The following is a 26,256-nucleotide window of genomic DNA, read 5'->3' as shown; positions in this document are numbered from 1 at the left end:
TGTCTTCACCGCCAGAGCCACAACGTGATTCCGAATAGCCAACATCCGTGCCAAGGTTGAGCATCCGTTTCATGTCATCAAGAACCTCTTCGGCTACCGGAAGGTGCGCTAAAAGGGGCTGGCCAAGAACCAGGCACAACTGTTCAGCTTATTCAGTCTGGCTAATCTGGTGCTGGCTAAGCGGTGTAAAGGTCGAGTTGACGGGGCCAGTCCGTCTTGAATCTGGCCTGGTAGCCGGATAAGCCGGCTGCCAGGGAAAATAGACTACCTGAGGTGGTCAGAAATCGACCGCTGAGCTCGAACTTGCTGCGCTGAGCGTATCAGCTGCTCAGCGACGAATTGTTCAGCGTTTCCTATACTGATAATATATACAAAATCGGCGGACAAGGCATAAGTACGAGTAGCTTTACCGGCTCGAGTGTCAACAACCCTGTCCACAGCATGTCAGAGGGCTCACTTAAATTCACGGTAAAAACGTTCGTTCTTGACCGCTGATCATTTCTACAGGAGACAATATGTCCGTCATATTACAGGTTCACTTTCCCTTTGATGGTCCTTTCGGTGACGAGATGGCCAACGCCATGGCCGCGCTGGCCGAAAGTATCAACCAGGAACCAGGCTTTATCTGGAAAATCTGGACAGAGAATGCAGACCAGAAACTGGCAGGTGGTATCTATCTGTTCGACACTCGCACCAATGCCAAAGCCTATTGCAAAATGCATACTGCACGGTTGGAAGCAATGGGAATAACCGGCATCAGCGCAGCAATTCTGGACACAAACACGGCCCTATCAGCTATCAATAAGGGGCCTTTCGATAGCACTACGGCTTGATAGGATGCCGCCTCACCACGCTCTGGGATAACAGCAACACAACTCAGAAGTGCCTAACCTGAGGCCGGAGGCGTCAATCAGCACCAACCGTGGGTTATCCAGGTTTTCCTGTAGCCATTGGGTAATCACAAGGGGTGAAGACATGGTGTTCTCCGGTCAGAGTTGTAAATGCATACGGACGGTTTAGATACGCATCAGTGGCAAGCGATGCTACTTTCTTTAACCACGAGCGTCTTGTCGAGTAAACGTACTGAAACGCCTTGGGAATGTCTTCACCGCCAGAGCCACAACGTGGTTCTGATTAGTCAGGCTGGTGCACTGGGCGCTGGTCATCGGCGTTGCCGCTAACCTGTGGTTGACCGAGGAAGGCGGCTATATTCATCAGTGGTTCGGTTATGCGCTGGTGGCACTGATCGTCATACGTATCTGCTGGGGATTTATCGGCCCTTGGAGTGCTCGTTGGAAAAGTTTCTGGCCCACGCTGAGCCGCCTGAAACAGGCGTTGCGTGGTTGTAATAACACACCTGAGCAAGCCGGTATTACCCATACACCACTGGGCGCAGTCATGATGCTGGTATTGCTTGGGTTGCTGCTTGGTCTGGGCCTGACTGGCTACATGATGGAGGAAACGGACCGCTTCTGGGGCGTGGGTTGGGTTGAAGAAACTCACGAATTCATGGCCAATGCAATCCTTTTTCTCGTGCCGTTGCATGTGTTTGGTGCAGTGTTAGAAAGCATCAAGCAGCGTGATAATCTTATTACTGGCATGCTGCATGGGTATCGCCGTCGTCACACCTCTAACCATCATGATGCTCAGTCTTAAGATTTTGTTAAGACAATACCGTGATAGTGGTCACTCCTTAATGTTGCACGAGTGGCCCTTTTATGACGTTACTTACCCACTTACGACGTAACAGCGCCATGCGCCGCCTGGGCAAAACGCTGGAAAAAATGCTAAAGCCTGGCTCTATCTCCGGCTCGCCAGCTCCTCTGCCCCCAACCAAGCATCTCCAGCTACCTTAGATGGTGTTAAGCGTGTGTTGTTGGTTCGTCCCAATTTCCGCATTGGGAATGCCCTGATCAGCGCGCGGCTAATTGACGCCTTTGCGCGGGCGCGTCCTGATATTGAGGTCGATTATTTAGCCACCGATACGACTGCATCGCTATTTAAAGGGATGCCGTTAGCGCACTGCCATGCGCTTAGCCGCGACATGCTGGTTCGCCCATGGAAACTGCTTGCGCTGTGGCGAACGCTACGTCATCGCCGCTATGATTTGGCCATTCAAGTCGCCGACACATCGTTGACGGGCTGGTTGTGCTTGAAAGGCGCTGCCGCGCGATTCACCTTGGGAGCTAACGCGCGTTTAGCAGGCAGCTATAATGCTGTCTATACCTTGCCCTCTGGCCAGACGCATGCCTATGACATGGCGGCCACTATTGCGCACTCTCTCGGGCTTGACTGCGAAACACGGCCTTGGATTGTAATCTCAGAGCCCGAACAGGCACAGGCACAAGCACAACTTAAGCAGATATCTCGCGACCCCTTTGATGTTGGCGTCTTTGTGGGAGGTCACTTGAATAAACGCCTACCATTGGCCTTCTGGCAATCGCTATGCGGTGCACTCAATGCCCGCGGCATTCGTTTCATTCTGCTCATCGGCCCAGAAGAAGCTGCCCTTCAGTCAGCGCTTCAGCATCATGTCGGTCACTATGGCCATATCGCCCCCAACATGCCACTACGCACCTTTGCTGCAACCCTGGAACAGCTGCCTCGTTTAATCACGCCGGATACAGGGCCGATGCACATGGCTGTCGCATTAGGTGTACCCGTAACAGCGGTGCTGAACACCGCTGGTTCACAAAAATTTGCCCCACGGGGTTATGCCGATCAGGTATTGTTATCGCCTACCCCGGCAGAGGTCGTTGATACGATCACTCAAACAACGTGCTCTGTGCCCATATCGCCTTGTGCTACAGGAGATAGTGTTGCGCCATGCGAATCTTACTCGTAGAAGATGATGTGAGCTTGGCATCTGGCATTCGCTTGGCGTTGAAGTCAGAGCGATACACGGTGGATCACTTAGGCGATGGCCATCAGGCGTTAGCCACCCTGGAGAACCATGAGCCGCTGGATGCCGTTATCCTGGATCTCGGGCTTCCCGGCGTTGACGGTATTGACGTGTTGCTGGCAGCGCGTCGTCGCCAAAATCACGTCCCCGTGCTTGTACTCACCGCACGCGACGCCGTCGAAGATCGCATCACAGGCTTGGACGCTGGTGCCGATGATTATCTCATCAAGCCGTTTGAGGTGGCCGAACTCAAGGCGCGTCTGCGTGCCTTGCTGCGACGTAGTGCCGGGAAAGGCGTCAGCGTTTTAACATGTCGCGGTATTGAGCTCTTTCCCGACACGCTGCATGTTACTTACCAAGAACAAGCGATAACGCTATCCCGCCGCGAATTTACGCTTTTATACGAGATGATGAGTCACCCAGGACGCGTTTTTACTAGAGAGACGCTCACTCAGTTAGTTTACGGCTGGGAAGATGAGGTTGAGAGCAATGCCATCGAGGTGCATATCCATCACCTGCGCAAAAAGTTTTTCTCTAGCCTCATTCGCACGGTACGGGGCATCGGCTACGTGCTAGACGCTGAGACACTGACTTCAACGCCATGAGTTCCATCCGCCACCGCACGCTCAGTGTAACGTTGCTGACCCTTACCATCAGCATGATGCTGATCGGCATTATCAGCTATGTGTCCGCAACGCACGAGATCGAAGAGCTTTACGATGCGCACCTGGCACAAAACGCCCGCTTGCTTGAGGGGCTATTGACGCCCCCACTATTGACGATGACGATGCACTACTTCAGCGCCTGGAAAAGGCATTGCAGCGCGCCGCCATCAAAAATGACGCTATTCCTGGCCATCAATATGAAAGTAAATTCGCCTTTCAGCTCTGGGAGGGGGAGACGCTCCTACTACGCACATCCAGTGCGCCTAGCCACCCCTTTGCGAAGACACCGGGCTATAGCGATCATCAGGTCGACGGCAATGATTGGCGGGTATACAGCTTGATATCAACGCAACCCGGTCGGCGTATCGTCGTGGCTGAACGGGGTGATGTACGCGGCGAGCTCATTCAAACCTTTGCCTTTCGTTCGTTGATACCTGACCTGATCGGTTTGCCCATTTTAGCGCTGATGCTCTGGTACGCTATCGGGTGGGGGTTAGCTCCCCTGCTACGTCTCACTGAGCAGATTGCCAATCGCAACCCCGATGATTTAAAGCCTCTGGACGTCTCACTACTGCCACGCGAGCTGGACACGATGGTATCGGCGCTGAACCGACTAATGCAGCGTATTCGCGGCCTTCGCCAGCGGGAAAAACGCTTTATTGCTGATGCGGCGCATGAATTACGCACCCCTTGGCCGTGATGGATTTGCACGCACAGAATGCATTGAACCAACAGAACACGCCGGAGGATAGGGAAGCGGCACTGGTGGAAATGCGAGCAGGGGTCCTGCGCAGCACCCGCCTGGTCTCGCAACTACTCACCCTCGCCCGCCTGGAGCCGGGCAATGAAGACAGCATCGTCTTTCAACCGTTACACCTTTTTCGCGAGGCGCAGGAAACGCTCGCTAAGCTCGCGCCGCTGGCGTCTCAATACCGCCAAACGTTACAACTCGATGCAGACCCTGGGGCCTCTTGGTGGATAACGGCTGAGCCCGGTGCCATTGAAACGCTATTGCAGAACCTGGTCAGTAACGCGCTACAACACTCCCCGTTTGCGGCACGATTACCGTCAGCCTTGCCATACACACGGGCCACATTACACTCACCGTGGCTGATGAAGGCCCCGGCATCTCGCCCGACAAGCGTCAGCAGGTCATGACCCGCTTTTATCGAGGTAGTAACAACGGCGGTGCCGGCTTGGGGCTCTCCATCGTTGAACGCATTATCCATCGTCATCACGGCACGCTCGACATGCGAAACAGAGAAGCAGGTGGTTTAAGTGTCGAAGTGACGCTGCCTTATCGGAGCCCTGAGTTTTCGCAGACCAATGCCCTCTGAGCGATGTAGTCGATCTGAAAATCCAACGTTGACCAAGTGGCAGGCACAAAAAAGCCGCTGAAATCAGCGGCTTAATCTAAATTCTTGGCGGAGGGGAGGGATTCGAACCCTCGAAGCCTTTCGACTTACACACTTTCCAGGCGTGCTCCTTCGACCACTCGGACACCCCTCCGCGTTTTTTGCTCGGCTGTTTCAGGCGTTGCCTTTCTCAACAGAACGGCGCATATTCTATGCCCTAAGTCGTGAAATAGCAACTCTTTTTCAGCTTCAGGTGTTGGCTAGCACAACGTAGCGCCCTGTTGCTTCAAAGCAGAGGGTGTCGCCACAAAAAAGCTGCTGCTTGAGGGTGATACTGCCCTTCCCACGGGTTTGCAGTTTGTCGACCAATCGCTGAGCACCTGCAGGCTCCTCGGGCGTACATATCATCCGGTAGTTATCGGTGACCGGGGCGATAAAGCGCTGACTGGCATCGGCGACGACCACATCACGCTGCAAGCCTTGCTGACGCAAAAAGAGTGTCACCCAGCACCAGCCTTGCAGGGTGGCCTGGGCGGTCAGAGCGCCACCAAAGCCGGTGCCTTTATCGTTCAGGCTGGGCGCGAGCGCTAGCTGCCATATCAGGGCGCCCTCCTCTTCGCTCATTGCTTGAATCCCCAGCGCAGCCACCATAGGGATCGCCTCTTCCAGCCAGCGCTGAAAGGCTAGCAGGTCTTCTGGGCCTTCCGGCAATGGCAGGCGTGGGTGAGCAATGCCTGGCTGACGTTCAGGTCTGCTGGCCATATCAGTCCCAGCGCTCAACAAAATCGCTGGTACTGTGTTGGGCAACCGGTTTGTGCCGCCCGCCCAGGGTGCCCAGGTAGATAAAGGCAATTACCTGGTCTTCCTCCCCCAGATTCAGCCCCTTGCGTACCACAGGGTCGAAGGCGTATTTACCGCTGCGCCACATGGCGCCGTAGCCCAGCGCATGAGCAGCAAGGAGAATACCGTGTGCGGCACAGCCTGCAGAAATTACCTGCTCAATTTTGGGAACCTTGGGGTTATCTGGAACAATCTTGGCGACTACCGCAATCACCATGGGCGCACGCTGCGGCTTCTTACGGGCAGCGTTGAGGCTGGCATCATCAGCGTTGGGGTCTTCCTGGAAATCCGCTTCTGCGAACAGTTCTCCCAGTCGGTCCAGACCTTCACCGCTGAACTCAATAAAGCGCCAGGGTCGTAACTCTTTGTGATCCGGCGCGCGCAGCGCAGCTTGATAGATGGTTTCCATCTCTTCAGGCGATGGCGCGGGGGCCATCAATTTACCCATCGAACTGCGCTCATGCAGTAGTGTCAGTGCGTCCATCAGTGGCTCCCTGATCGGAAATAACCGGGCTTGTCGAATTCAATACGCTTATTGGCGTGCCAATCGCAGCGGGCGAGGTGGCGCCATGCCGGGTGTTGCCCGCCAGGGGCTGATATCCAGGCCGCCACGGCGCACATAGCGGGCCAGCACCAGCAGTTCGTCCGGAGCGGCGACACGCATCAGGTCAGTAAAGATATGCTCGACGCAGTGCTCATGAAAATCCTGATGCTGACGATAGCCAATAACGTAGCGCAACAAGCTTTCGCGCTCAATCTTACGGCCTTTATAGCGAATCAGCACGCTACCCCAATCAGGCTGGCCGGTTACCGGGCAGTTGGATTTCAGCAGGTGGGAATACAGGGTTTCTTCCACCTGCTCATCGCCTACTTCAAGATGGGTAGCCGAAGGCGTGTAGGCGGCTACCGCAATATCCAGCTCATCCAGGCACTCCCCTGGTAGTGTTTGAGGCGCAAGCTCTGGGCTGTCAACATCAAGCAGTTCAACCTTGACTGGGGCACCGGCAGCCTTGGAAAGATCCTCCACCAGACGCTTGCTAACCGCTTCAGAGCTTGCAAAATGGGTTTGGTTAAAGCTGTTGAGATAGAGTTTCCAGGATTTTGACTCAATCAGGTGCGGCGATTCCGCTGGCAAGGTAAAGCGCGCCACGGCGACAATCGGCTTGCCACGCGGGTTAAGCCAGCTCATTTCAAAGGCATGCCATTCATCTTCACCGGTAAACGGCAGCGCAGTGTCATCAATGCCCAGAGGAGCACGATTCGCAGCGCGAGCAATGGGGTATAAAAGCCCGGCGTCATACTGCTCCGGGTAGCTTGATTCCCGCCCGAGGGGTGCGTTGGCAAGGGTTTCAGGACGATGACTCATGCGCGAATCCCCTTACCGCGTTCCAGCATTTTCAGTGCCACCACAAACAGCACCAGTATAAAGCCAACAATGGCCGCTAACGCCCAGCCAACCGGTATATCCGACACGCCCAGAAAGCCATAGCGGAAGACGTTGACCATATACAGAATCGGGTTGAGCATGGAAACCGCCTGCCAGAAGTCCGGCAGCATGGAAATCGAGTAGAACACACCGCCCAAGTAGGTCAACGGGGTAAGAATAAAGGTTGGCACGATAGAAATATCATCAAACTTGTTGGCCAGCAACGCATTGATAAAGCCGCCAATTGAGAACAGTGCCGAGGTTAGCACCACCACCAGGAGGGTCAGGAAGGGATGCTCCAGGGTGAGACGGGTAAAAAATAGCGACACCAGCGTCACTATCAGGCCAACCCCCAAACCACGGGCCATGCCGCCAAAAATATAGCCTGACAGAATAACCCAGCTTGGCATCGGCGAGACCATCATTTCTTCTACCGAACGCTGAAACTTGTTCGAGAAGAAACTAGAGGCCACGTTGGAGTAGCTGTTGGTGATCACTGCCATCATGATCAGCCCCGGCACGATGAAATCCATATAGGTAAAGCCATCCATCGCCCCGATCCGCGAACCGATCAGGTTACCAAAGATAATGAAGTACATCGTCATGGTAATGGACGGCGGCAAAAGGGTCTGTGGCCAGATACGGGTAAAGCGCTTGATCTCTTTAAGCACCACCGTCCACAAGGCGACCAGCGTTTGCATTGCATTCATGCGCGCGCCTCCTTGGCCGGTGCAGAGCCCTGGTTGGCTGGAATACCTTGCTCAGCGGCTTTCTGGTCGATGGCGTGATTGCCCGCCTCTACCATGGAGACAAACATTTCTTCCAGGCGGTTGGCGCGGTTACGCATGGACACCACCTTGATGCCCTGCTGGCTGAGCGCCTCAAACACATCGTTCAATTCCTGCCCACGATGGAACACCAGGGCTAACTGGGTAGGCTCTACCAGGCTCAGCTCGAAGCCTTCCACTTCCGGGGCTTTATCAAGTGGCTGTGTAATGTCGAGCAGGAAGGTTTCTGTATTCAGCTCTTTGAGCAAGGCGCGCACGCTGGTATTACGGATAATATCGCCGTGGTTGATGATGGCGATATTACGGCACAGACTTTCGGCCTCTTCCAGATAGTGTGTGGTGAGAATAATCGTGGTGCCTTCATCGCGGTTGATGCGGCGCAGGTATTCCCACATGCTGCGGCGCAGCTCGATATCCACACCGGCGGTCGGCTCATCCAGAATCAGCAGTTTGGGGCGATGCATAAGCGCCCGGGCAATCATCAGGCGGCGCTTCATCCCGCCAGACAGCATACGGGCACTGCCGTTGCGCTTGTCCCATAGGCCCAGATCGGTCAGCAGCTTTTCTGCCCTTGGCAGCGCTTCACGGCGAGTCATGCCATAGTAACCCGCCTGGGCCAGCACAATATCAAGCACTTTCTCAAACTGATTGAAGTTGAATTCCTGCGGTACCACGCCCAGCTGATACTTGGCCTTGGCAAAGTCGCGATCTGTATCGATACCGAAAATGGTGATCTTGCCGCTGGTTTTTTGCACTAGCGAACAGACGGCGCCCAAAGTCGTGGATTTGCCCGCGCCGTTAGGGCCCAGCAGAGCGAAGAAATCGCCTTGCTGCACATCAAGATCAATGCCTTTTAAAGCATGAAAGCCGTTGTCGTAGACTTTGGTAAGCCCACGAATCGACAGTGCCGGTTCGGCCATAAATATGTCCTGTCAGCAATGAAAGTAAATAGAAGAGATATAAGGGCGAATCTGCCGTTTTCAAGCTTTTCGGGAATATACAGATGCGTACAGGAGATAACCATTCAATCAACTTTTCGCTGTCGAACAGATCTGAGAAGGAGGGGTGAAACTTGGAGCGGGAAAGGAGATGCGATCGGACTGGCGTTCCAGCTCACGACCCTCGCCTACCGTTCAATACTGCTAGATCTTGGAGCGGGAAAGGAGATTCGAACTCCCGACCCTCGCCTTGGCAAGGCGATGCTCTACCACTGAGCTATTCCCGCTTGATGTACCGCTAGAACTGATGGCGTCCCATAGGGGGTTCGAACCCCTGTTACCGCCGTGAAAGGGCGGTGTCCTAGGCCACTAGACGAATGGGACGTATTAAATCTTGGAGCGGGAAAGGTGATTTGATCGGGCTGGCGTTCCAGCTCACGACCCTCGCCTACCGTTCCGTACCGCTAGATCTTGGAGCGGAAAGGTGATTCGACCGGGCTGGCGTTCCAGCTCACGACCCTCGCCTACCGTTCCGTACCACTAGATCTTGGAGCGGGAAAGGAGATTCGAACTCCCGACCCTCGCCTTGGCAAGGCGATGCTCTACCACTGAGCTATTCCCGCGTAAAACTGGTCTATCGGATGGCGTCCCATAGGGGGTTCGAACCCCTGTTACCGCCGTGAAAGGGCGGTGTCCTGGACCACTAGACGAATGGGACGTTTTTAAATCTTGGAGCGGAAAGGTGATTCGACCGGGCTGGCGTTCCAGCTCACGATCCTCGCCTACCGTTCCGAACTGCTAGATCTTGGAGCGGAAAGGTGATTCGACCGGGCTGGTGTTCCAGCTCACGATCCTCGCCTACCGTTCCGTACCACTAGATCTTGGAGCGGGAAAGGAGATTCGAACTCCCGACCCTCGCCTTGGCAAGGCGATGCTCTACCACTGAGCTATTCCCGCAAACCTGACAGCACTTCCGATAACCCTGACTTGATAAGTGGCGTCCCATAGGGGGTTCGAACCCCTGTTACCGCCGTGAAAGGGCGGTGTCCTGGACCACTAGACGAATGGGACGCTGCGTTACCTCGTCGAGGTGGCGCGTATAATAATCAGCCCGTGAATAAGTGTCAAGCATCAATCTCAGCTGGTATCACGAAGGCAGATATCGCATGCTGGCAGATAAGCTAATCTGACACCTGGACACAGAAAATGGATTTTGCCACCCTTTTTAATATTGCCTTTTCAAGGAGGCTGCCATGACCAAACTGGAAAAATCCGCTGAACAATGGCGCGAACAACTGACACCCGAGCAATATCGTGTGACCCGCGAAAAAGGCACTGAACCGCCCTTCAGCGGTGATTACAATGTCACTGAGGCCCATGGCATCTATCACTGTGTCTGCTGCAATGCGCCACTGTTTGAAAACGAACACAAGTTCAACGCCGGGTGCGGCTGGCCAAGCTTTGACCGCCCTTTCAGCCAGAACCGTATTGAAGAACACACCGATACCAGCCACGGCATGCACAGAACCGAGGTGGTCTGCGCCAAATGTGATGCCCACCTGGGTCACGTCTTCCCGGATGGCCCGGCTGACACCACAGGGCTGCGCTATTGCATCAACTCAGTGGCCATTGAGTTTCACCCTGGTGAATAACCCTCTACTTGAATAGCACAGCGAATTGTTAGTCCGGCAATGCGAGCGCCTTCTGCTAGAATGGTGGCTCGCTTTTTTGTGCTCTCAGGAGAAACCCATGCTCGGCTGGTTCCCCGGTCATATGAACAAGGCGCGCCGCCAGATCAAGGAAGCGCTACCCGAAATTGACGTTGTTATTGAAGTGCTTGACGCCCGCCTGCCCTATTCCAGCGCCAACCCGATGCTGGCAGAGCTTACGCGCCACAAGCCGGTGCTGAAGATTCTCTCCCGAGCTGACCTGGCCGACCCTGAGCGCACTCAGCAATGGGTGGCTTTTTTCGATAGCCAGCCCGACACTCGCGCACTGGCAATCACCACGACCAATAGCCGGGAGCTCAAAAGCATCCCGGCGCTTTGCCATAGCCTGGCAGGCGAAGTCCGCGCTGACCGCGATGTTCGCGTGATGGTGATGGGCATTCCCAATGTGGGCAAATCGACCCTGATCAACGGCCTGGCCAAACGCAAGATCGCCAAGACAGGCAATGAACCCGCCGTCACCAAGCGCCAGCAGAAAGTACGCATTGATGGCCGGGTGGCGCTGGTTGATACGCCCGGGGTGCTATGGCCCAAGATTGAAGATCAGGCTAGTGCTTACCGGCTGGCGGCCAGCGGTGCCATCCGCGATACTGCCATTGAATATACGGATGTAGGTATTGTGGCCTGCGCTGAACTGGCAAAACGCTACCCCGAGGCACTGAAAAGCCGCTACAAGCTATCTTCCCTGCCTGCCTATGAAGCACTACAGAGCACTCATAACGTTGAAACTGATGGCCCTGAGCGTCCTGACTTTCTGGCCCTGGCCGGCTTTGATGGCCATGCCATTCTCAAACAGATTGCCAGCCGCCGCGGCGGCCTGAGAGCCGGTGGCGAGGTTGACCTTCACCGCGGGGCAGAAGTGCTGCTGCATGAGCTAAGAGATGGCAAACTTGGCCGCATCACCCTGGAAACGCCTGACGACATCCCTGCCCCGGTAGAAGAAACAGACGATAACAGCGCTGATGCTGCGGAATAGCTCAGTCTAAATAACCCAGTCCAGATAACTTAGTGTAAATCACTGTGCATGCAGTGGATTCACTGTTTACCGATTATTAGTTATTCCTTGCATGCGCGCCTGGAATAATCACGCTTATTGGAAGATATCATGACGATAACAAAGAGCTCTGAAACGCCCGTGCTGCGCAAGTCACACAAGCTCGATAGCGTCTGCTACGACATCCGTGGGCCGGTGCTGGATCACGCCAAGCGCCTGGAAGAGGAAGGTCAGCGCATTCTCAAACTTAATATAGGTAATCCTGCCCCCTTTGGTTTCGAGGCGCCTGAAGAAATACTCCAGGATGTGATGCGTAACCTGCCGACGGCCCAGGGCTACTGCGATTCCAAGGGGCTGTATTCTGCCCGCAAGGCGATCATGCAGGAATGCCAGCGCAAGCAGATACCCGGCGTGGGCATTGAAGATATCTACATCGGCAACGGGGTTTCCGAGCTGATTGTGATGGCCATGCAGGCGCTGCTGAATGACGGCGATGAGGTGCTAATTCCTGCGCCAGATTACCCATTATGGACAGCCGCCGCCAACCTTTCCGGCGGTCGCGCCGTGCATTATCTATGCGATGAACAGGCAGAGTGGGCGCCCGCCATGGACGACATTCGCGCCAAGGTGACCAGCCATACCCGGGCTATCGTGCTGATCAACCCCAACAACCCGACCGGGGCCGTCTATCCGCCGGAGGTTGTGCGCGAAGTACTGGCGATTGCCCATGAACATAATCTGGTGGTGTTCTCCGATGAGATCTACGACAAGATTCTGTATGACGGCGTCGAACACACCGCTACAGGCGCACTCGCCGAGGATGATCAGTTGGTCATCACCATGAACGGGCTATCAAAAAGCTACCGTTGTGCCGGTTTCCGTTCAGGCTGGATGACGATTTCCGGTGGCCTTGCCAAGCAGCGTTCCAGCGACTTCATTCAGGGGCTGACCATGCTGGCCTCAATGCGTCTGTGCGCCAATGTACCGGCCCAACACGCCATTCAGACAGCACTGGGCGGCTATCAGTCGATCAATGATCTGATTCTGCCCGGCGGGCGCCTGCTGGCTCAGCGGGATATTACCTATGACAAGCTGAATGCCATTCCTGGGGTAAGTTGCGTCAAGCCAAAGGGGGCTCTCTACGCCTTTCCAAAACTCGACCCTGGTGTATTTAATATCCAGGACGATCAAAAAATGGTGCTTGATCTGCTGTTACAGGAGAAAATCCTGCTGGTTCAGGGAACGGCCTTTAACTGGCCGGATCCGGATCATGTGCGTATCGTCACCTTGCCCTGGGCCGATCAGTTGGGCAATGCGCTGGATCGCTTTGCTGATTTTTTATCTCGCTATCGTCAATAAGCCCTAACCAGCAAAATGCAGGTGGAGATTTGAAACCTCATCGCCTCTCCTCCATCTAAGCGATATCTCAGGACCTGTTTCTTATCTCATCAAGGAGATCCTCATATGCTGCGAATCGTGTTGTTTTTAGCCACCAACCTGGCCGTCGTGCTGGTCGCCAGCCTGACATTGCGCCTGTTCGGTGTAGAAGGCTATCTACGTAGCCAGGGCATCAACTTCACCAGTTTGCTGCTGTTCTGTTTCATCATCGGTATGGCCGGGTCTGTGATATCGCTATTGATATCGAAGTGGATGGCCAAGCGCTCTACCGGCACGGTTATTATCGAAAAGCCCTCTAACGCCACCGAGCAATGGCTGGTCGATACGGTGACCGAACTGGCCCGTGATGCTGGCATTAAAACGCCGGAAGTAGGTATCTTCCCGGCCCAGCAGTCCAATGCCTTTGCCACCGGCTGGAAAAAGGACGACGCCCTGGTGGCGGTTTCAGCCGGGCTACTTAACCGCATGAAACCTGAAGAGGTGCGCGCCGTTCTGGCCCACGAGATTGGCCACGTGGCCAATGGTGACATGGTCACGCTGGCGTTGGTACAAGGCGTGGTTAACACCTTTGTGATGTTCTTTGCCCGCGTGGTGGCCCACCTGATTGATGGCTTCCTGAAAAGCCGTACAGATGGCGAAGGCGGCCTGGGCTTTATGGGCTATTTTGCTGTGGTCATGGTAGCCGAGATTATTTTCGGAATTGCCGCATCGGCCATTGTGGCCTGGTTCTCTCGTTTCCGTGAATACCGTGCCGATGAAGCAGGCGCACGGCTGGCGGGCACGAGTGCTATGGTCAGCGCCCTGGCAAGGCTGAAATCGAAACTGAGCTACCCGACCAGATGCCCGACACCCTGCGCGCCATGGCCATCACCAAGGGCCAGACACGCTCGCTTGTCGAGCGTCTGTTTGCCAGCCACCCGCCGCTGGATGATCGCATTCGCGCCCTGCAGGAAGCCTCCTACCGTCGGTAATTCATGCTTCTGCATGACGTCACAACAGCGCCCACCCATTGAGGTGGGCGTTTTTATGGCTAAGCCTCGGTCAGGACATTAAAACCAGCGGCACGCAAACCAGGGGCCAGCGAAGTTGCGTCATCGCCCAGGCGCACCTTGAGGGTGGCGAACTCGCGCCGTAAGGGGTAATCAGCGCGGCAGCGATCAAAGGCGTTGCCAATCGCTTGGTGTTGCATCTCCCGTGCCAAGCGGTCGTGATCACGGCGCGGGTCGTAAACCGCTCGCATGCACAGCCGCAGGGCGTCTTCAGTGGGTATGGCCTGTTGCAAGGTCAGTTCGCCAAGCGCTGGTGACGGGCAGATATCGGCCAGCGTCAGCGGGCTTTGGCGACCCAGATGCTGAGCCAGAGCATGATGAATCATCAGACTGCCGCGCAGCTTGCCATCCAGGCTGTAGCCCGCCACATGGGGCGTTGCCAGCGTAGCTAACGCATGTAATTGTGGATCAATCTCCGGTTCGTTTTCCCATACGTCGAGCACAGCAGTAAGATCCGCCTGCTGAGTCAGGCGTTCCGCCAGGGCAGCGCTATCCATACAGTCACCGCGCCCGGCGTTCACCACTATGCTGCCTGGTTTGAGCGCATTGATCTCTGAGGCGCTAAGCAGGTGGCGCGTCCTGTGGGGGCCTTCCGTGACCAGCGGGGTATGCAGGCAGAGCACATCACAGCGGCTGATCAGCGTTTGCAGCGCTTCAAAGCCTGCACTGCCTTCCTGGGCCGCTCGTGGCGGGTCACAAGATAATACCTCGACGCCTAACGCCTGCAGACGAGCCTGCAGGCGGCTGCCCACGTTACCCACGCCAACAACGCCCACGCAGCGCTGGGTTAATAACCACCCTTGGCGCTCAGCAAGGGTTAACAGGCTAGCCAGCACATAATCCACCACCGCCTCGGCGTTACACCCAGGAGCACTGGCGAATGCAATCTCACGCGCTTTCAGGTAGGCGGTATCAATATGGTCAGTGCCTATGGTGCAGGTGCCCACAAAGCGCACCGGGCTATCTGCCAGCATAGCTTGATTGACCTGGGTCACCGAGCGCACCACAAGGGCATCGGCATCCTTTAGATGCCGGGCGGTAATCTCGCGGCCCGGCAGGCGTACCACGTCGCCAAACTCAGCAAAGCAGGCCTCACTGGCGGGGATATTGGCATCAACGACAAGTTTCATAGCGTTTTTCATCTTGGGCTTTACAATGGGCGCTCGGCTGCGCAAGGCACCGGCAGACAAGGCGCAATAAACAAGAGGACAAGGTGTGATCGTACGCTGGGAAACCGACCATGACTATGTGCTGGTGCATATTCATCAGGATATGTTTGGCGATTGGATTTTCAGCCGCGCCTGGGGGCAGATTGGCACCCAGTTTGGCGGACTCAAACACCAATTGGCAGAAAGCCGCGAACAGGCCCGGATGTGGTTGGACGACGAGAGCACCATTCAGTCCTCGCGTGGCTTTCGCAAGGTGCTGGATGTGGACGATGACTCCCCGGAAGGCCAGGAAGCCATGCGTCAGCTCTCACTACTGGATGCCCTCTAGCCTCTAGCCAAGATAGCGGCGGCCATTGTGAGTATAAGCAAGCTTGGCAGGTTCTGGCTCAGGCGGCGACATCAGCGCTTGAAGCGCTGCCTGGTCGAGCCAGCCACGCGCTTCAAGCCAGGCGGCTAGCCGCTCGACATCAAAGCCTCTATCCAGCTCCTTGCCCTCGGCATCTGCCAGCACGGGAATGCGCTGGGCATAGCGCGCCATCAAGGTATCGTCGTTGCTGATCTCAACCGCTGTCAGCACCACTGCCTGGTTGGCCAGCTGGCGCACCAGAGCCTCCAGCTGCTCGCACAGATGGCACCCCAAGGTTGTGTAAAGCGTCAGCGCTATCATGCCGCCTCCTTGTGACGCAACAGGAAGACATGATGCAGGTTTTGGCGGCGCTGAAAATCAGGATCAAAGGTCTTGGCGGAAATATCCTCCACCGTGAACTCTTCGCACAAGGTGCTATCCAGCTCGAAACGCCGCTGATTGTTGGAGAATACCAGGGTGCCCTCTGGCATCAGGCGCGCCATGGCCAACCGCACCAGCTGGGGATGATCACGCTGAATATCCAGGGTATCGCGCATTTTCTTCGAGTTGGAAAACGTCGGCGGGTCCATGAAAATAAGATCAAACTGGGTGCTGGCCGTTTCCAGCCACTTGAAGCAGTCATCACGTATGACTCTGTGACGGCTAGGATCAAGCCCATTGAGGGCAAAGTTATCCTGAGCCCAGCTCAGGTAGGTATTGGACATATCGACACTGACGCTGTCACTGGCGCCACCCAGGGCCGCATGAACCGTGGCTGACGCCGTATAACAGAACAGGTTGAGAAAGCGTTTGCCCTGCGCCATCTCACCCAGCAGACGCCGCACCGGACGATGATCCAGAAACAGCCCGGTATCCAGATAGTCACGTAGGTTAACCCATAGGCGTGCAGGCCCTTCCTGCACCTCGAAACGCTCGCCGCTGGCATCACGCTTTTGATATTGCGACTTGCCGGCCTGCCGCTCGCGCTGCTTGACATAAATCCGGCTGGCGTCCACTTCCAAGGTATGAGGCAGGACTTCAAGGGCGTCAAACAGGCGCTTCTGGGCCTGAGCAGGATTCACCGAGCGCGGCGGCATGTATTCCTGAACGTGTACCCGGTCGGCGTAGATATCAATAGCCAGGGCAAATTCCGGCATATCGGCATCGTACAAGCGATAGCAGCTTTCACCGCTTTGTTTGAGCCATTTCTTCAGGCGCTTCTGGTTCTTTTTCAGCCGGTTGGCGAACATCTGGGCGTTATCAGACGATGCTTGCTGTGGCGCATCTTCCGCCGCCTGTGCGAGAGTATCGTTTGAGGTTGACGCGGCATGGTTGTCAGCGCTCTGGGCGGAAGTCTTATACGCAGTGTCAGCGCCAATTTCCATTAACAGCAGCTTGGCATCCAGCGGGCCATTTTTCAGCGCATACTGCTTGTGAGCTCTCAGCCCTAGCCGGTGGCCAAGATCCGGATTACCAGTGAACATAGCCAGCGTCCAGCCGGGGAACAGCGCTTTGGCTTTTTCACCCAGGGTCGCGTAAAGGCCGACCAGCTCTGGCAACTCCCCAGCCGCTCGCCGTAAGGCGGATTGGTGATCAGCAGACCTGATTCCGATGCCAGACCTTCCGGGCGTTCAAGCTGGGCAACCCCTGACCATGAAAGGTGATCAGCGCCGGAATACCTGCGCGCATAGCGTTGGCCTTGGCCGCTGATAAGGCCGCCGGGCTTTGGTCAAAGCCGAACAGTGCACTCTTGCAGCGTTTGCGGCCAATGCTGGCCCGCGCCTGGGCTTCACGCTGTAGCTCTTCCCAGATAGCTTGCTGGTGATGCGCCCAACCGTGAAACCCAAAGCGTCGGCGGTTCAGGTTAGGCGCCTGATCCGCTGCCATCAGCGCCGCCTCAATCAAAAGGGTGCCAGCACCGCATAGCGGGTCAATCAAAGGCTCGCCGGCTTTGGCTCGGGCTTGCCAACCCGCACGCACCAGCAAGGCAGCGGCAAGGTTTTCCTTGAGGGGCGCATGCCCCACATCCAGGCGATACCCTCGCCGATGAAGGCTTTCCCCAGACAGGTCGATACCCAGGGTCAGGTTGCTGCGGTGCAGGTGAGCGTAAAGACGCATATCAGGAGACTTGGTATCTACCTGTGGCCGCTCGGCGCCCGCCAGGGCCATGGCATCCACCACGCCATCCTTGACCGTCTGGGCGCCAAAGCGCGTATGGCGGATATGCTCACTGCGGCCATGGAAGTCGACCGCCAGGGTTTTGCCTGCTGCGATATGCTCGGCCCAAGGCACCACAGTGACAGCGCTGAGCAGCTGGGCAGCGGTATCCACCATGGACGCTCGCTGCAAAATGACAATCACCCGGTTGGCCAAGCGTGACCACAGACACAGGCGATACGCCGTCTCCAGGCTGGCGCTGACATAAATACCTGCCACCGTGGTTTTACCCGGCGTAGCGCCCAGCTGAATCAGCTCTCCTTCCAGCAGTTGCTCGATGCCTTTTGGGCAGGTCACTAGCAGGTCAAGTGCTTCGTTTTGATATTGCTCGGTCATAATTACTCAATCTTGGGCGCTTGATCATGGCGAATCAAGCGGGGTGATCATCGTCTGGCAGCGGCGTTTCCAGGCTGATATTACTATTTATGTCAATTCCATGTAGCTCTTATGACAATTTAATGGTCGACAAACCCTGGCCTTATGGTCTAACAATAAAAGGGTAGCTACAGAATAACGCATGCGTTTGTTGTCGGGGGTCAGGGTCCAATTTTTGACTCGCTTTTTTGATTCACGACAACCATATGGCGTTGGGGTTGACGTTTCAGAAATGCAGGTTTGCTGCGTTCAGCACGTGAGTGCTTTACATCATTAGCATGACCTATCTCACCCTAACAGCCAGCTCCTGAAATGGCGGTTTTTTGCTATTTCTCATCAAAGGCTTTCATTAGAAGAGGTTAGCCAATGAAAAGACAAAAACGTGATCGCTTTCAACGGGCTTATGTACACGGCTATAAAGCAGGTGTCACAGGACGCTCACGGGATGACTGCCCCAGTCAGGATGTCAATTTACGAGAATACTGGATGAGTGGTTGGCGTGAAGGACGCGGCGATCAGTGGAGCGGGATGACGGGGGTTTCCGGCATCCACAAAAACCCCATGGTGATGACCTGAACCGGTAAGACGCTGAGCGTGTCATCATGGAAGCTGAAGCCTGCCCCTACGCGGCAGGCTTTTTGTTATCTGCACTGATGACTGCCAGCGTAGAAGCGCATGCATTGATCAGGCCTGGCCCCTGATAGATAAGCCCGGAGTAAAGCTGTACCAGATCTGCACCCGCTTCCAGCTTCTGCCGAGCCGCCTCACCGCTGTCGATGCCTCCTACCCCAATAATCGGTATAGCAGGCAAATGCTGTCGCAATAGCCTGATAACCCGGTTGGAGGCTTCAAACACCGGTTTACCTGATAGCCCACCGGCCTCTGTGCTTTGCGGGTCATCCTCTACCGCCTGGCGCTCAATGGTCGTATTGGTCGCAATCACGCCATCAAGCCCATTGCGCTCTATGCTTTGTGCCACCAAGGCAATTTCCTCTTCATTCATATCTGGGGCAATTTTGACCAGCAGCGGCACACGCTGCTGGCGGGCATCATCCAGCTCAGTGGCGCGCGCTCTGATCGGCCCCAGCAGCGCATCCAGCTGTTCGCCAAACTGCAGGGTTCTAAGCCCCGGCGTATTGGGTGAGGAAATATTCACTGCGATATAATCCGCCACGTCGTGCACAGCGTCCAGGCAAAGCAGATAATCAGCCAGCGCATCCTCGACCGCCGTGCTCAGATTCTTGCCGATATTGATGCCGATAATGCCGTCAAAACGGCTTTTCCTGACCTGCTCGACCAGATGCTCCACCCCTTTGTTATTGAAACCAAAGCGGTTGATGATGGCATCATGCCCAGCAAGGCGGAACAAACGCGGTTTCGGATTACCCGGTTGTGCCTTGGGGGTGACAGTGCCGACTTCGATAAAGCCAAAACCTAACGCCCCCAGCGCATCAAGGTGGTCGGCATTTTTATCCAGCCCTGCCGCCAACCCCACCCGGTTGGGAAAACGCAAACCCATCAGCTCTATGGGGTCACTAACCCTTGCCCCTGCCAGCCGCTTGGCCGCCCCCAGGCGATGCAAGGTATCCAGCATGCCCATGGCCAGAGTGTGTGAGGCTTCGGGGTCAAGGCGAAAAAGCGCGGGGCGAATAACGTGGTACATGGTGGTTCCTCTGGCCAGGCAGCAATAAGCGGCCAGCATTATAGCGTAAAGCGGGCAAGAGCGGCAGGCTGGTGTGACAGACCGCACCCCCACAACAAGAAACGCCGTGCCCAGCTAGCCGGACACGGCGTTATTTCAGCTACTTATGCGTATAAGATCAGGCTTCGCTATCACTTTCAGCCAAGTCCACCAGTTCACGCACGGCCACGGCAAAGAGAGCAAAACCGCTTTCACTGCCGCTGCGCACTTCCTCTATCAGGCGGCACCAGCGGCGATGAAGATCGGCATGCTGATCCAGCCATTGTGCAACCCGCTCGTCCACGTCGTGGTTGCCGGTTTCAAGCCTCAACACGCTGGTTGTCAGCGCCAGCTGCTGGCGGTCGATATCATCACGGAAAGTTTCCCGCGCCTGGGCCTGCCAGGCATCACGCACATCCAACCGGGTGACCTGCTGAATCATCCAGGGCAGTTCCAGGCGGCTGCCGACTTCATAGAACACCTCGGCAACGCGCTGGGGCTTTTCGTTGACATGGCGTGCCGCCTGGATGATACCCAGCCCCGCATACAGGCTGGGCGCTGCAGCAACGCTTCCTGCTAGGGTTTCAGGCACGCCTGCCTCAAGCAGCTCTTCACGGCGCTGCTGCCAGGCATCCAGCTCCTCACCGCTAAGCAGCTCACCAATACCTTCCTGCAGCTGCGCCAGGCGCGGGCCAAAGTATTCCACAGCATCCTGGGTGGAAAGCCCCAGATGCTGACGCAGGAACCAACGGGTGGCGCGACGCACCATACGCATCAAATCCAGCATCATCCCGTACTGCACCTGGCTGGATACGATGTTGTCCAGCGCTTCGATTTCCGCCCACAGGCTGGGCAGATTAAAGCTGTCACGCGCAATGATGTAGGCGCGAGCAATATCAGCGCGACCAGCCCCGGTGGAATCCATCAGGCGGCGAACGAAGACAACGCCCATATGATCTACCAGATCATTGGCGACCTGAGTCGCGACAATTTCACGCTTCAGGCGATGCTCGTACATTTCGGTGAGATAGTTATCCACCAACGGCTGCGGAAAGAGGCGCTCAAGATGACGATGAATATAGGGGTCATCCGGCACCTCGGAGACGATCAGGTCGCCTTTCAGCGTGCTCTTAGCGTAAGAGATCAACACTGAGAGTTCCGGCAGACTCATCCCCTCGCCGCTGCCTGAACGCTCTTTCAGGACGTCATCCTGCGGCAGGAACTCCAGCTCGCGGTCAATCTGCCCAACAGCCTCAAGCTCACTGATAAAGCGACGATAAGGGCCAATACCCTGCTTGGAGATCAGTGCCGACAGATCCAGGGCCTGGGTCTGACGGTAGTTGTCGAGAATAACCAGATCCGCCACTTCATCGGTCATATCGGCGAGCAGCTTATTACGCTGCTTCTCGGTCATATCACCACGTTTGACCACTTCATCAATCAGAATCTTGATATTGACTTCGTGGTCAGAGCAATTCACGCCACCGGCGTTATCAATGAAATCGGTGTAAACCAGCACGCCCTTATTGGCAGCCTCCATGCGGCCCAGCTGAGTAAAGCCCAGGTTACCGCCCTCACCGATAACGCGGCAGTTCAGCTCACAGCCATTGATACGCAAGGCATCGTTAGCTTTATCGCCCACTTCGGCGTCGGTTTCCTCCGAGCCCTTCACATAAGTGCCGATACCGCCGTTCCAGAACAGGTCTACATGTGCCTTAAGCATGGCACGGATCAGGTCATTGGGAGCCATCTGGGATTCACTGATGCCAAAGACGTCCTGCATCTGCGGCGTGATGCTGATGGATTTTGCACTCCGGCTGAAGATACCACCCCTGCAGAAATCAACGACTTGTCAAAATCTTCCCAGCTGGAGCGGGGCATATTGAACAGGCGCTGACGTTCAGCAAAGGTCGTCGCGGCATCCGGGTTGGGGTCAACAAAGATATGCAGGTGGTTGAAGGCACCCACCAGCTGAATATGCTCAGACAGCAGCATGCCGTTACCGAACACATCACCGCCCATATCACCAACACCGACTACAGTGAAGTTTTCGCGCTGAGTGTTCAGCCCCAGATTACGGAAATGGCGCTCAACAGATTCCCAGGCGCCCCGCGCGGTAATGCCCATTTTCTTGTGGTCATAACCATTGGCGCCGCCGGAGGCAAATGCATCCCCCAGCCAATGCCCGTATTCCAGCGAGATTTCGTTGGCAATATCCGAAAACGTTGCCGTTCCCTTATCGGCAGCCACCACCAGATAGGCATCATCGTCATCATGACGTACCACATTGTCTGGCGGCACAACGCCACTGCCCACGAGGTTGTCAGTGACATCCAGCAAGGCACGAATAAAGGTTTTGTAACAGGCAATACCTTCTTTCTGCACGGCTTCCCTGTCAGCATTCTCGGGCATTCGCTTACAGACAAAGCCACCTTTGGCACCCACCGGCACAATCACGGCGTTTTTCACCTGCTGCGCCTTGACCAGCCCCAGCACCTCGGTGCGGAAGTCTTCCCGGCGATCAGACCAGCGCAGCCCGCCACGGGCAACCTTGCCGCCGCGCAGGTGAACACCTTCCACCCTGGGCGAACAGACGAAAATCTCATAGGCAGGACGCGGCTTGGGCATACCGGTCACCTTGGAAGGCTCCAGCTTGTAGGCAATGTAATCCTTGAAGCGCCCCTGCTCACCCAGCTGGTAGTAGTTGGTACGCAAGGTCGCCTGAATCAGTTCCACAAAGCGTCGCACCAGTTGGTCATCATTGAGGCTGGTGACCTGCTCAAGGTGTTCATTAATACGTGCAAGACAGGCACTGCTGTCGCGATCCTTGCACAGCGGGTCAAAGCGCAGACGGAACAACTCCACCAACTCACGGGTAATATGCGGGTAGTTAGCCAGGGTAGAAGCAATATAGTTTTGCGACATACCAAAGCGAATCTGCTTGAGGTAACGCGCATAGCCGCGCAGCATCGCCACTTCACGCCAGTCCAGGTTGGCACCGATAATCAGCCGGTTGAAGGCATCATTATCGGCTTCACCGCCCCAAATCCGCTTGAACGCTTCGGTGAACGCCACACGCATTTCGCTCAGGCTAAGGTCGGCGCCACTATGTTCCAGTTCAAAATCGTGAATCCAGTAGCGCTCTGATGGCTCGTTGATTTCATAAGGGCGTTCGCCGATCACCCGCAGCCCCAGGTTTTCCATCATCGGCAGCACATCTGAAAGCGGAATCTGTGATTCGCGATGGAACAGCTTGAGGTTAAGGCCACCGCCCTGCTCTTCCAGCGGGCGATAGAGCGACAGCGCCAGGTCATCGCCATTATCCAGTGCCAACAGGTGCTGAATATCAAAGACACCGGTGCGCGCGCTGAAGTCTTCCCGGTAGCTTGCAGAAAAAGCGCTGCTGAAGCGCTCCATCAGATGGTTGGCACTTTCTTCACCAAACCCCTCTACCATGGCGGACTGCAGCTCATCTTTCCAGCTGCGCGCCAGCTGCGAGACCTTGTGTTCGATACGTTTCAGGTCAAACTTGCATGGCTTATCGCCGTTGAAACGCAGAATCAGCTGAATACGCGCCAGCACCGACTCGGACAGATAGGTATTAAAGTCACCAAAATGCGCATCCATTTCTTCGCATAGCAGGTTCTGAATGCGTTGGCGCAAGTCGGTGGAAAATACATCCCGAGGGACAAAAATCAGACAGGAATAGAATTTGCCGCTCACATCCGCGCGCACAAACAGGCGCACCTGGCGGCGTTCACGAATATTGAGAATGCCCAGCGCGGTGCCAGCCAGAGACTCGGTCGAGGTCTGAAACAGATCATCCCGCGGATAGACTTCCAGTACTTGCAGCAACTGTTTGCCGTTGTGGCCTTGAGGGTTGAAGCCGGCAATGTCCATCACCGCCTTGAGTTTACGGCGCAGTACCGGAATATTACGCGGTGATTCATTATAGACGGTGGCCGTAAACAGCCCGAAGAAGCGCCGTTCGCCTACCACATTGCCGTCATCGTCGTAGCGGTCAACCGTTATGTAATCCGGATAGGTGGGACGATGAACCCGGGAATGATGGGCACTTTTGGCAAACGACAATAGCTGGGGCACGAGTACGTAATCGTTGTTCTCGTCAACGCCCTGCTCGGTACGGATGCGTTCGCAGTAGCGCGGATAGTCCAGCCGGAACACGCCTAGAACGCTGTCGTTGTCGCGCACCAGTTCGCCGTCTTGAAGGGTGTATTCGTCATAGCCCAGATAAGTGAAATTATCTTTGACCAACCACTCCAGAAACGCGATGGCTTCTTCGTGATCATCCGGGTCGATCTGCGGCGGGCAGACTTTTTCCAGCTCCTGAATGGCCTCACGGGTACGCGCACACATGCCGTCATAGTCATTGACTGCAGTGCGCACATCACACAGCACGTCATGAAGATTCTGCTCGATAACCGCCAGGGCATCGCGGTCAGTATGGCGATCCACTTCAATAACAATCAGCGATTCGCGGCTGTCAGGCGCGTCGTCATTCTGGGACGAAACCAACCGCTTAAGCTGGTATTGGTCATCGCGTTCCACGGAGAGGACAGCATTCTGAATCGCATGAACCGTCAAGCCACGGCGGTTAAGCTCGATACGCACCGAATCGACCAGAAACGGCATATCCGCATGCAACACCGCCACAAAGGTGTGGGTCGACTGCCAACCATGCTCTTCAAAGTCAGGATTGAAGACGGCTACTTTGGGACTTTCTGGTTCATGATGCTGAAGAAACTGCCAGATGGACAGGGTGGCGCCGTAAAGGTCATCCAGCCGCCGGTCAATGAGATCCTCGACAGGCACGGTGGCATAAAACTGCCGCGCAAAAGCATCAATCGCCGCCGCTCTAGCGGGTTCCAGACGCGATTCCAGCCGTTCCTTTAACTGTTTAAGAAGATCCTGTCGGCTCTCTTCAATCGCAATGTAATGCATTTATCACCTCAACTGCCAAGGCCATTACCGGCCAAAACGAAGATCGTTAGCTGTTAAGCCACCAAGAGATCGAGCCTACGCGACCTCTTCGGCCAACCCCAGCCAACTGACGTCTTACTCATAACGCATACCAATTGTGCATTGTTATTTATACGTTTTACGACTGGATGACCATTAGCGACCTCTAAATAGCCAACTACACCTTGGCCAGCCCTCGCTGAGTAACCTGTTCATTGTGTAATAGATATTCATACTGTATTGACGACACGCGCTAACGACGAGCTAACAGCACACCTGCCTCCATATGTTGCGTGAACGGAAACTGGTCAAACAATGCCAAGCGTTCTATGCGATGCGTCTGAATCAGTATGGCCAGATTTTCCGCCAGTGTCGCAGGGTTACACGAAATATAAACAATCGACGGATAAGCGCTGATCTGATGACAGCTGGCCTCATCCAACCCGGCGCGAGGCGGGTCTACCAAAACGGCTGAAAACTGATAGTCATCCAACGCCATTTCAGAAACGCGCCGCCCGCCTTTTTCCCCTTTGAGCGCCTGGGAAAACTCTTCCGCAGACATCCTGACCACCTGGGCATTGGTGATTTCATTTGCGGCAAAGTTAACCTTGGCACTGGCCACTGAGGTGCGTGAAATTTCGGTCGCCAATACCCGACGAAAGTTTTCCGCCAGCGCCACAGTGAAGTTGCCATTACCGCAGTATAGCTCAACCAGATCGCCTGCCTGGCTTCCGGCAGTCACTGAACGCGCCCAGCTGAGCATTTTCTGGCAGACCTCGGCGTTGGGCTGGGTAAAGCTGTTTTCAACCTGCTGGTAATGCCATTGCTGGCCATCAACCTCAAGTTTTTCCCATACGTAGTCACGGGTCAGCACCTTACGCTGCTTGCGCGAGCGACCAATAATCATGATGCCTAAGGCTTTTTCCAGTGCGCGCGCCTCTTCTTCCCAGGCATCACCCAGCGGGCGATGGTAGATAAGCGTCACCAGTGCTTCACCGGATAGAGTGGTCAGGAACTCGACCTGAAACAGGCGATGACGTAGCTCACGGCTGGCCAGAAACGCATTGCGTAGCAAGGGCATCAAGGCATTTATCTGGGCACTGGCCACCGGATACTGATCCAGCCTGACCACCGCTTTATTGGCTGGGTTTTCAGGGTCCACCTCAAACATGGCGTAAAACAGGTCGTCGCCATCATGCCAGATGCGGAATTCGCAGCGCTGACGATAATAGCCTGGTGGCGACTCCATAACCTCCACCGGCGGAGGCGAGAATTCGGCCAGCAGCGCCTCAAGGGTTTCGCGCTTGGCATTCAACTGTTCGCTATAGCGTTCGGGCTCAACCACTGGGATTGCCAAAGATAAGCTCCTTTTTAGTCTGGTAATGATTGGTAGGTGATGCTGACGA

The 26,256-nt window shown here is 55.5% G+C and carries 25 protein-coding genes, 7 tRNA genes and 3 pseudogenes; 14 read left to right on the top strand and 21 right to left on the bottom strand.

Going from position 1 to position 26,256, the window contains the following annotated elements; translation table 11 throughout:
- Positions 1-37: 37 nt before the first annotated feature.
- Together HLB35_RS02045 and HLB35_RS02040 are read left to right on the top strand one after the other, a co-directional pair.
- A pseudogene (locus HLB35_RS02045) lies at positions 38-220 on the top strand (transposase); the annotation flags it as partial.
- Positions 221-515: 295 nt separating this feature from the next.
- On the top strand, positions 516-833 hold the full coding sequence (locus tag HLB35_RS02040) for a monooxygenase (RefSeq protein WP_171701305.1): 318 nt from the start codon (positions 516-518) through the stop codon (positions 831-833).
- Positions 834-845: 12 nt separating this feature from the next.
- Here the strand turns inward: HLB35_RS02040 and HLB35_RS17790 are convergent, their stop codons facing one another.
- Positions 846-977, bottom strand: a complete 132-nt coding sequence (locus HLB35_RS17790; protein WP_268895874.1) for a hypothetical protein — start codon at positions 975-977, stop codon at positions 846-848.
- Positions 978-1,146: 169 nt separating this feature from the next.
- On the opposite strand from HLB35_RS17790, the gene HLB35_RS02035 reads away from it, so the two are divergent.
- The 6 genes from HLB35_RS02035 (at position 1,147) to HLB35_RS18060 (ending at position 4,904) form a co-directional block, all read left to right on the top strand.
- On the top strand, positions 1,147-1,656 hold the full coding sequence (locus HLB35_RS02035) for a cytochrome b/b6 domain-containing protein (protein WP_328730803.1): 510 nt from the start codon (positions 1,147-1,149) through the stop codon (positions 1,654-1,656).
- Between the two features lie 214 nt (positions 1,657-1,870).
- The gene (locus HLB35_RS02030; RefSeq protein ID WP_171701304.1) at positions 1,871-2,845 is read left to right on the top strand and encodes a glycosyltransferase family 9 protein; all 975 of its coding nucleotides are present in this window, start codon (positions 1,871-1,873) and stop codon (positions 2,843-2,845) included.
- The gene (locus tag HLB35_RS02025) at positions 2,827-3,507 is read left to right on the top strand and encodes a response regulator (protein ID WP_171701303.1); all 681 of its coding nucleotides are present in this window, start codon (positions 2,827-2,829) and stop codon (positions 3,505-3,507) included. Before HLB35_RS02030 ends, HLB35_RS02025 begins: the two co-directional genes overlap by 19 nt.
- A 211-nt stretch (positions 3,508-3,718) precedes the next feature.
- The gene (locus HLB35_RS18070) at positions 3,719-4,267 is read left to right on the top strand and encodes a sensor histidine kinase family protein (RefSeq protein ID WP_328730799.1); all 549 of its coding nucleotides are present in this window, start codon (positions 3,719-3,721) and stop codon (positions 4,265-4,267) included.
- Entirely contained in the window at positions 4,258-4,725 is a 468-nt protein-coding gene (locus HLB35_RS18065; RefSeq protein ID WP_328730797.1) for a sensor histidine kinase family protein, read from the top strand. The genes HLB35_RS18070 and HLB35_RS18065 overlap by 10 nt, the downstream gene beginning before the upstream one ends.
- The gene (locus HLB35_RS18060) at positions 4,674-4,904 is read left to right on the top strand and encodes a sensor histidine kinase (protein WP_328730795.1); all 231 of its coding nucleotides are present in this window, start codon (positions 4,674-4,676) and stop codon (positions 4,902-4,904) included. Before HLB35_RS18065 ends, HLB35_RS18060 begins: the two co-directional genes overlap by 52 nt.
- A gap of 85 nt (positions 4,905-4,989) precedes the next feature.
- Here HLB35_RS18060 and HLB35_RS02015 read toward each other — a convergent pair.
- The 12 genes from HLB35_RS02015 to HLB35_RS01960 form a co-directional block, all read right to left on the bottom strand.
- A tRNA-Ser gene (locus HLB35_RS02015) sits at positions 4,990-5,076 on the bottom strand.
- A 95-nt stretch (positions 5,077-5,171) separates the two neighbouring features.
- Positions 5,172-5,684: a YiiD C-terminal domain-containing protein gene (locus HLB35_RS02010; RefSeq protein ID WP_171701302.1), complete on the bottom strand. Its 513-nt coding sequence runs from the start codon at positions 5,682-5,684 to the stop codon at positions 5,172-5,174.
- Position 5,685: 1 nt separating this feature from the next.
- Positions 5,686-6,246, bottom strand: coding sequence for a nitroreductase family protein (locus HLB35_RS02005; protein ID WP_171701301.1), 561 nt, complete (start codon positions 6,244-6,246; stop codon positions 5,686-5,688).
- 48 nt (positions 6,247-6,294) lie between these two features.
- On the bottom strand, positions 6,295-7,128 hold the full coding sequence (gene queF / locus HLB35_RS02000) for an NADPH-dependent 7-cyano-7-deazaguanine reductase QueF (protein WP_171701300.1): 834 nt from the start codon (positions 7,126-7,128) through the stop codon (positions 6,295-6,297).
- A complete protein-coding gene (locus tag HLB35_RS01995; RefSeq protein ID WP_171701299.1) occupies positions 7,125-7,898 on the bottom strand; it encodes an ABC transporter permease in 774 nt (257 codons plus the stop codon). The genes queF and HLB35_RS01995 overlap by 4 nt, the downstream gene beginning before the upstream one ends.
- Entirely contained in the window at positions 7,895-8,896 is a 1,002-nt protein-coding gene (locus tag HLB35_RS01990) for an ABC transporter ATP-binding protein (RefSeq protein ID WP_171701298.1), read from the bottom strand. Before HLB35_RS01990 ends, HLB35_RS01995 begins: the two co-directional genes overlap by 4 nt.
- 230 nt (positions 8,897-9,126) lie before the next feature.
- A tRNA-Gly gene (locus tag HLB35_RS01985) sits at positions 9,127-9,201 on the bottom strand.
- 21 nt (positions 9,202-9,222) lie between these two features.
- Positions 9,223-9,298: transfer RNA gene (locus HLB35_RS01980), tRNA-Glu, on the bottom strand.
- 164 nt (positions 9,299-9,462) lie between these two features.
- A tRNA-Gly gene (locus HLB35_RS01975) sits at positions 9,463-9,537 on the bottom strand.
- Positions 9,538-9,556: 19 nt separating this feature from the next.
- A tRNA-Glu gene (locus tag HLB35_RS01970) sits at positions 9,557-9,632 on the bottom strand.
- A 164-nt stretch (positions 9,633-9,796) separates the two neighbouring features.
- Positions 9,797-9,871: transfer RNA gene (locus HLB35_RS01965), tRNA-Gly, on the bottom strand.
- A 38-nt stretch (positions 9,872-9,909) separates the two neighbouring features.
- Positions 9,910-9,985: transfer RNA gene (locus HLB35_RS01960), tRNA-Glu, on the bottom strand.
- A 182-nt stretch (positions 9,986-10,167) separates the two neighbouring features.
- Here HLB35_RS01960 and msrB point away from each other — a divergent pair.
- From msrB to htpX, 4 genes and pseudogenes are all read left to right on the top strand, one after another.
- Positions 10,168-10,566: a peptide-methionine (R)-S-oxide reductase MsrB gene (msrB, locus tag HLB35_RS01955; RefSeq protein ID WP_171701297.1), complete on the top strand. Its 399-nt coding sequence runs from the start codon at positions 10,168-10,170 to the stop codon at positions 10,564-10,566.
- A 97-nt stretch (positions 10,567-10,663) separates the two neighbouring features.
- On the top strand, positions 10,664-11,617 hold the full coding sequence (gene ylqF, locus HLB35_RS01950; RefSeq protein ID WP_171701296.1) for a ribosome biogenesis GTPase YlqF: 954 nt from the start codon (positions 10,664-10,666) through the stop codon (positions 11,615-11,617).
- Positions 11,618-11,746: 129 nt separating this feature from the next.
- Entirely contained in the window at positions 11,747-12,994 is a 1,248-nt protein-coding gene (locus HLB35_RS01945; protein ID WP_171701295.1) for a pyridoxal phosphate-dependent aminotransferase, read from the top strand.
- Positions 12,995-13,099: 105 nt separating this feature from the next.
- A pseudogene (gene htpX, locus HLB35_RS01940) lies at positions 13,100-14,004 on the top strand (protease HtpX).
- 59 nt (positions 14,005-14,063) lie between these two features.
- Here the strand turns inward: htpX and pdxB are convergent.
- A complete protein-coding gene (pdxB, locus tag HLB35_RS01935; protein ID WP_171701294.1) occupies positions 14,064-15,212 on the bottom strand; it encodes a 4-phosphoerythronate dehydrogenase PdxB in 1,149 nt (382 codons plus the stop codon).
- Between the two features lie 85 nt (positions 15,213-15,297).
- On the opposite strand from pdxB, the gene HLB35_RS01930 reads away from it, so the two are divergent.
- Positions 15,298-15,579, top strand: a complete 282-nt coding sequence (locus tag HLB35_RS01930) for a hypothetical protein (RefSeq protein ID WP_171701293.1) — start codon at positions 15,298-15,300, stop codon at positions 15,577-15,579.
- A gap of 3 nt (positions 15,580-15,582) precedes the next feature.
- Here HLB35_RS01930 and HLB35_RS01925 read toward each other — a convergent pair whose 3' ends face one another.
- From HLB35_RS01925 to HLB35_RS18705, 4 genes are read right to left on the bottom strand one after another with little or no spacing between them, the layout of a single operon-like run.
- The gene (locus HLB35_RS01925) at positions 15,583-15,918 is read right to left on the bottom strand and encodes a glutaredoxin family protein (protein ID WP_171701292.1); all 336 of its coding nucleotides are present in this window, start codon (positions 15,916-15,918) and stop codon (positions 15,583-15,585) included.
- Positions 15,915-17,156, bottom strand: coding sequence for a bifunctional 23S rRNA (guanine(2069)-N(7))-methyltransferase RlmK/23S rRNA (guanine(2445)-N(2))-methyltransferase RlmL (rlmKL, locus tag HLB35_RS18715; protein ID WP_422822405.1), 1,242 nt, complete (start codon positions 17,154-17,156; stop codon positions 15,915-15,917). Before rlmKL ends, HLB35_RS01925 begins: the two co-directional genes overlap by 4 nt.
- Positions 17,045-17,308 (bottom strand): class I SAM-dependent methyltransferase, encoded by a 264-nt coding sequence (locus tag HLB35_RS18710; protein WP_422822417.1) that lies wholly within the window; start codon positions 17,306-17,308, stop codon positions 17,045-17,047. The genes rlmKL and HLB35_RS18710 overlap by 112 nt, the downstream gene beginning before the upstream one ends.
- A complete protein-coding gene (locus HLB35_RS18705; RefSeq protein ID WP_422822404.1) occupies positions 17,191-18,150 on the bottom strand; it encodes a THUMP domain-containing protein in 960 nt (319 codons plus the stop codon). The genes HLB35_RS18710 and HLB35_RS18705 overlap by 118 nt, the downstream gene beginning before the upstream one ends.
- A gap of 405 nt (positions 18,151-18,555) precedes the next feature.
- On the opposite strand from HLB35_RS18705, the gene rmf reads away from it, so the two are divergent.
- Positions 18,556-18,765 (top strand): ribosome modulation factor, encoded by a 210-nt coding sequence (gene rmf / locus HLB35_RS01915; RefSeq protein WP_100819694.1) that lies wholly within the window; start codon positions 18,556-18,558, stop codon positions 18,763-18,765.
- A 46-nt stretch (positions 18,766-18,811) separates the two neighbouring features.
- Here the strand turns inward: rmf and HLB35_RS01910 are convergent, their stop codons facing one another.
- The 3 genes and pseudogenes from HLB35_RS01910 to trmA all read right to left on the bottom strand — a co-directional run bounded on the left by HLB35_RS01910 (position 18,812) and on the right by trmA (position 26,207).
- The gene (locus HLB35_RS01910) at positions 18,812-19,852 is read right to left on the bottom strand and encodes a quinone-dependent dihydroorotate dehydrogenase (RefSeq protein ID WP_171701291.1); all 1,041 of its coding nucleotides are present in this window, start codon (positions 19,850-19,852) and stop codon (positions 18,812-18,814) included.
- A gap of 157 nt (positions 19,853-20,009) precedes the next feature.
- A pseudogene (locus tag HLB35_RS01905) lies at positions 20,010-24,832 on the bottom strand (NAD-glutamate dehydrogenase).
- 271 nt (positions 24,833-25,103) lie between these two features.
- Complete coding sequence (gene trmA / locus HLB35_RS01900) at positions 25,104-26,207, bottom strand: tRNA (uridine(54)-C5)-methyltransferase TrmA (protein WP_171701290.1); 1,104 nt, start codon at positions 26,205-26,207, stop codon at positions 25,104-25,106.
- Positions 26,208-26,256 lie beyond the last annotated feature (49 nt).

This window comes from Vreelandella azerica, from assembly GCF_013112225.1.
Classification (GTDB): Bacteria; Pseudomonadota; Gammaproteobacteria; order Pseudomonadales; family Halomonadaceae; genus Vreelandella; species Vreelandella azerica.
This window is presented reverse-complemented; position numbering and strand designations above follow the sequence as displayed.

Coding starts and splice junctions, on each gene's coding strand:
- HLB35_RS02040 (WP_171701305.1), top strand. CDS start 516: ATGTCCGTCATATTACAGGTTCACTTTCCCTTTGATGGTCCTTTCGGT.
- HLB35_RS17790 (WP_268895874.1), bottom strand. CDS start 977: ATGTCTTCACCCCTTGTGATTACCCAATGGCTACAGGAAAACCTGGAT.
- HLB35_RS02025 (WP_171701303.1), top strand. CDS start 2,827: ATGCGAATCTTACTCGTAGAAGATGATGTGAGCTTGGCATCTGGCATT.
- HLB35_RS02010 (WP_171701302.1), bottom strand. CDS start 5,684: ATGGCCAGCAGACCTGAACGTCAGCCAGGCATTGCTCACCCACGCCTG.
- HLB35_RS02005 (WP_171701301.1), bottom strand. CDS start 6,246: ATGGACGCACTGACACTACTGCATGAGCGCAGTTCGATGGGTAAATTG.
- queF (WP_171701300.1), bottom strand. CDS start 7,128: ATGAGTCATCGTCCTGAAACCCTTGCCAACGCACCCCTCGGGCGGGAA.
- HLB35_RS01995 (WP_171701299.1), bottom strand. CDS start 7,898: ATGAATGCAATGCAAACGCTGGTCGCCTTGTGGACGGTGGTGCTTAAA.
- HLB35_RS01990 (WP_171701298.1), bottom strand. CDS start 8,896: ATGGCCGAACCGGCACTGTCGATTCGTGGGCTTACCAAAGTCTACGAC.
- msrB (WP_171701297.1), top strand. CDS start 10,168: ATGACCAAACTGGAAAAATCCGCTGAACAATGGCGCGAACAACTGACA.
- ylqF (WP_171701296.1), top strand. CDS start 10,664: ATGCTCGGCTGGTTCCCCGGTCATATGAACAAGGCGCGCCGCCAGATC.
- HLB35_RS01945 (WP_171701295.1), top strand. CDS start 11,747: ATGACGATAACAAAGAGCTCTGAAACGCCCGTGCTGCGCAAGTCACAC.
- pdxB (WP_171701294.1), bottom strand. CDS start 15,212: ATGAAACTTGTCGTTGATGCCAATATCCCCGCCAGTGAGGCCTGCTTT.
- HLB35_RS01925 (WP_171701292.1), bottom strand. CDS start 15,918: ATGATAGCGCTGACGCTTTACACAACCTTGGGGTGCCATCTGTGCGAG.
- HLB35_RS18705 (WP_422822404.1), bottom strand. CDS start 18,150: ATGACCGAGCAATATCAAAACGAAGCACTTGACCTGCTAGTGACCTGC.
- rmf (WP_100819694.1), top strand. CDS start 18,556: ATGAAAAGACAAAAACGTGATCGCTTTCAACGGGCTTATGTACACGGC.
- HLB35_RS01910 (WP_171701291.1), bottom strand. CDS start 19,852: ATGTACCACGTTATTCGCCCCGCGCTTTTTCGCCTTGACCCCGAAGCC.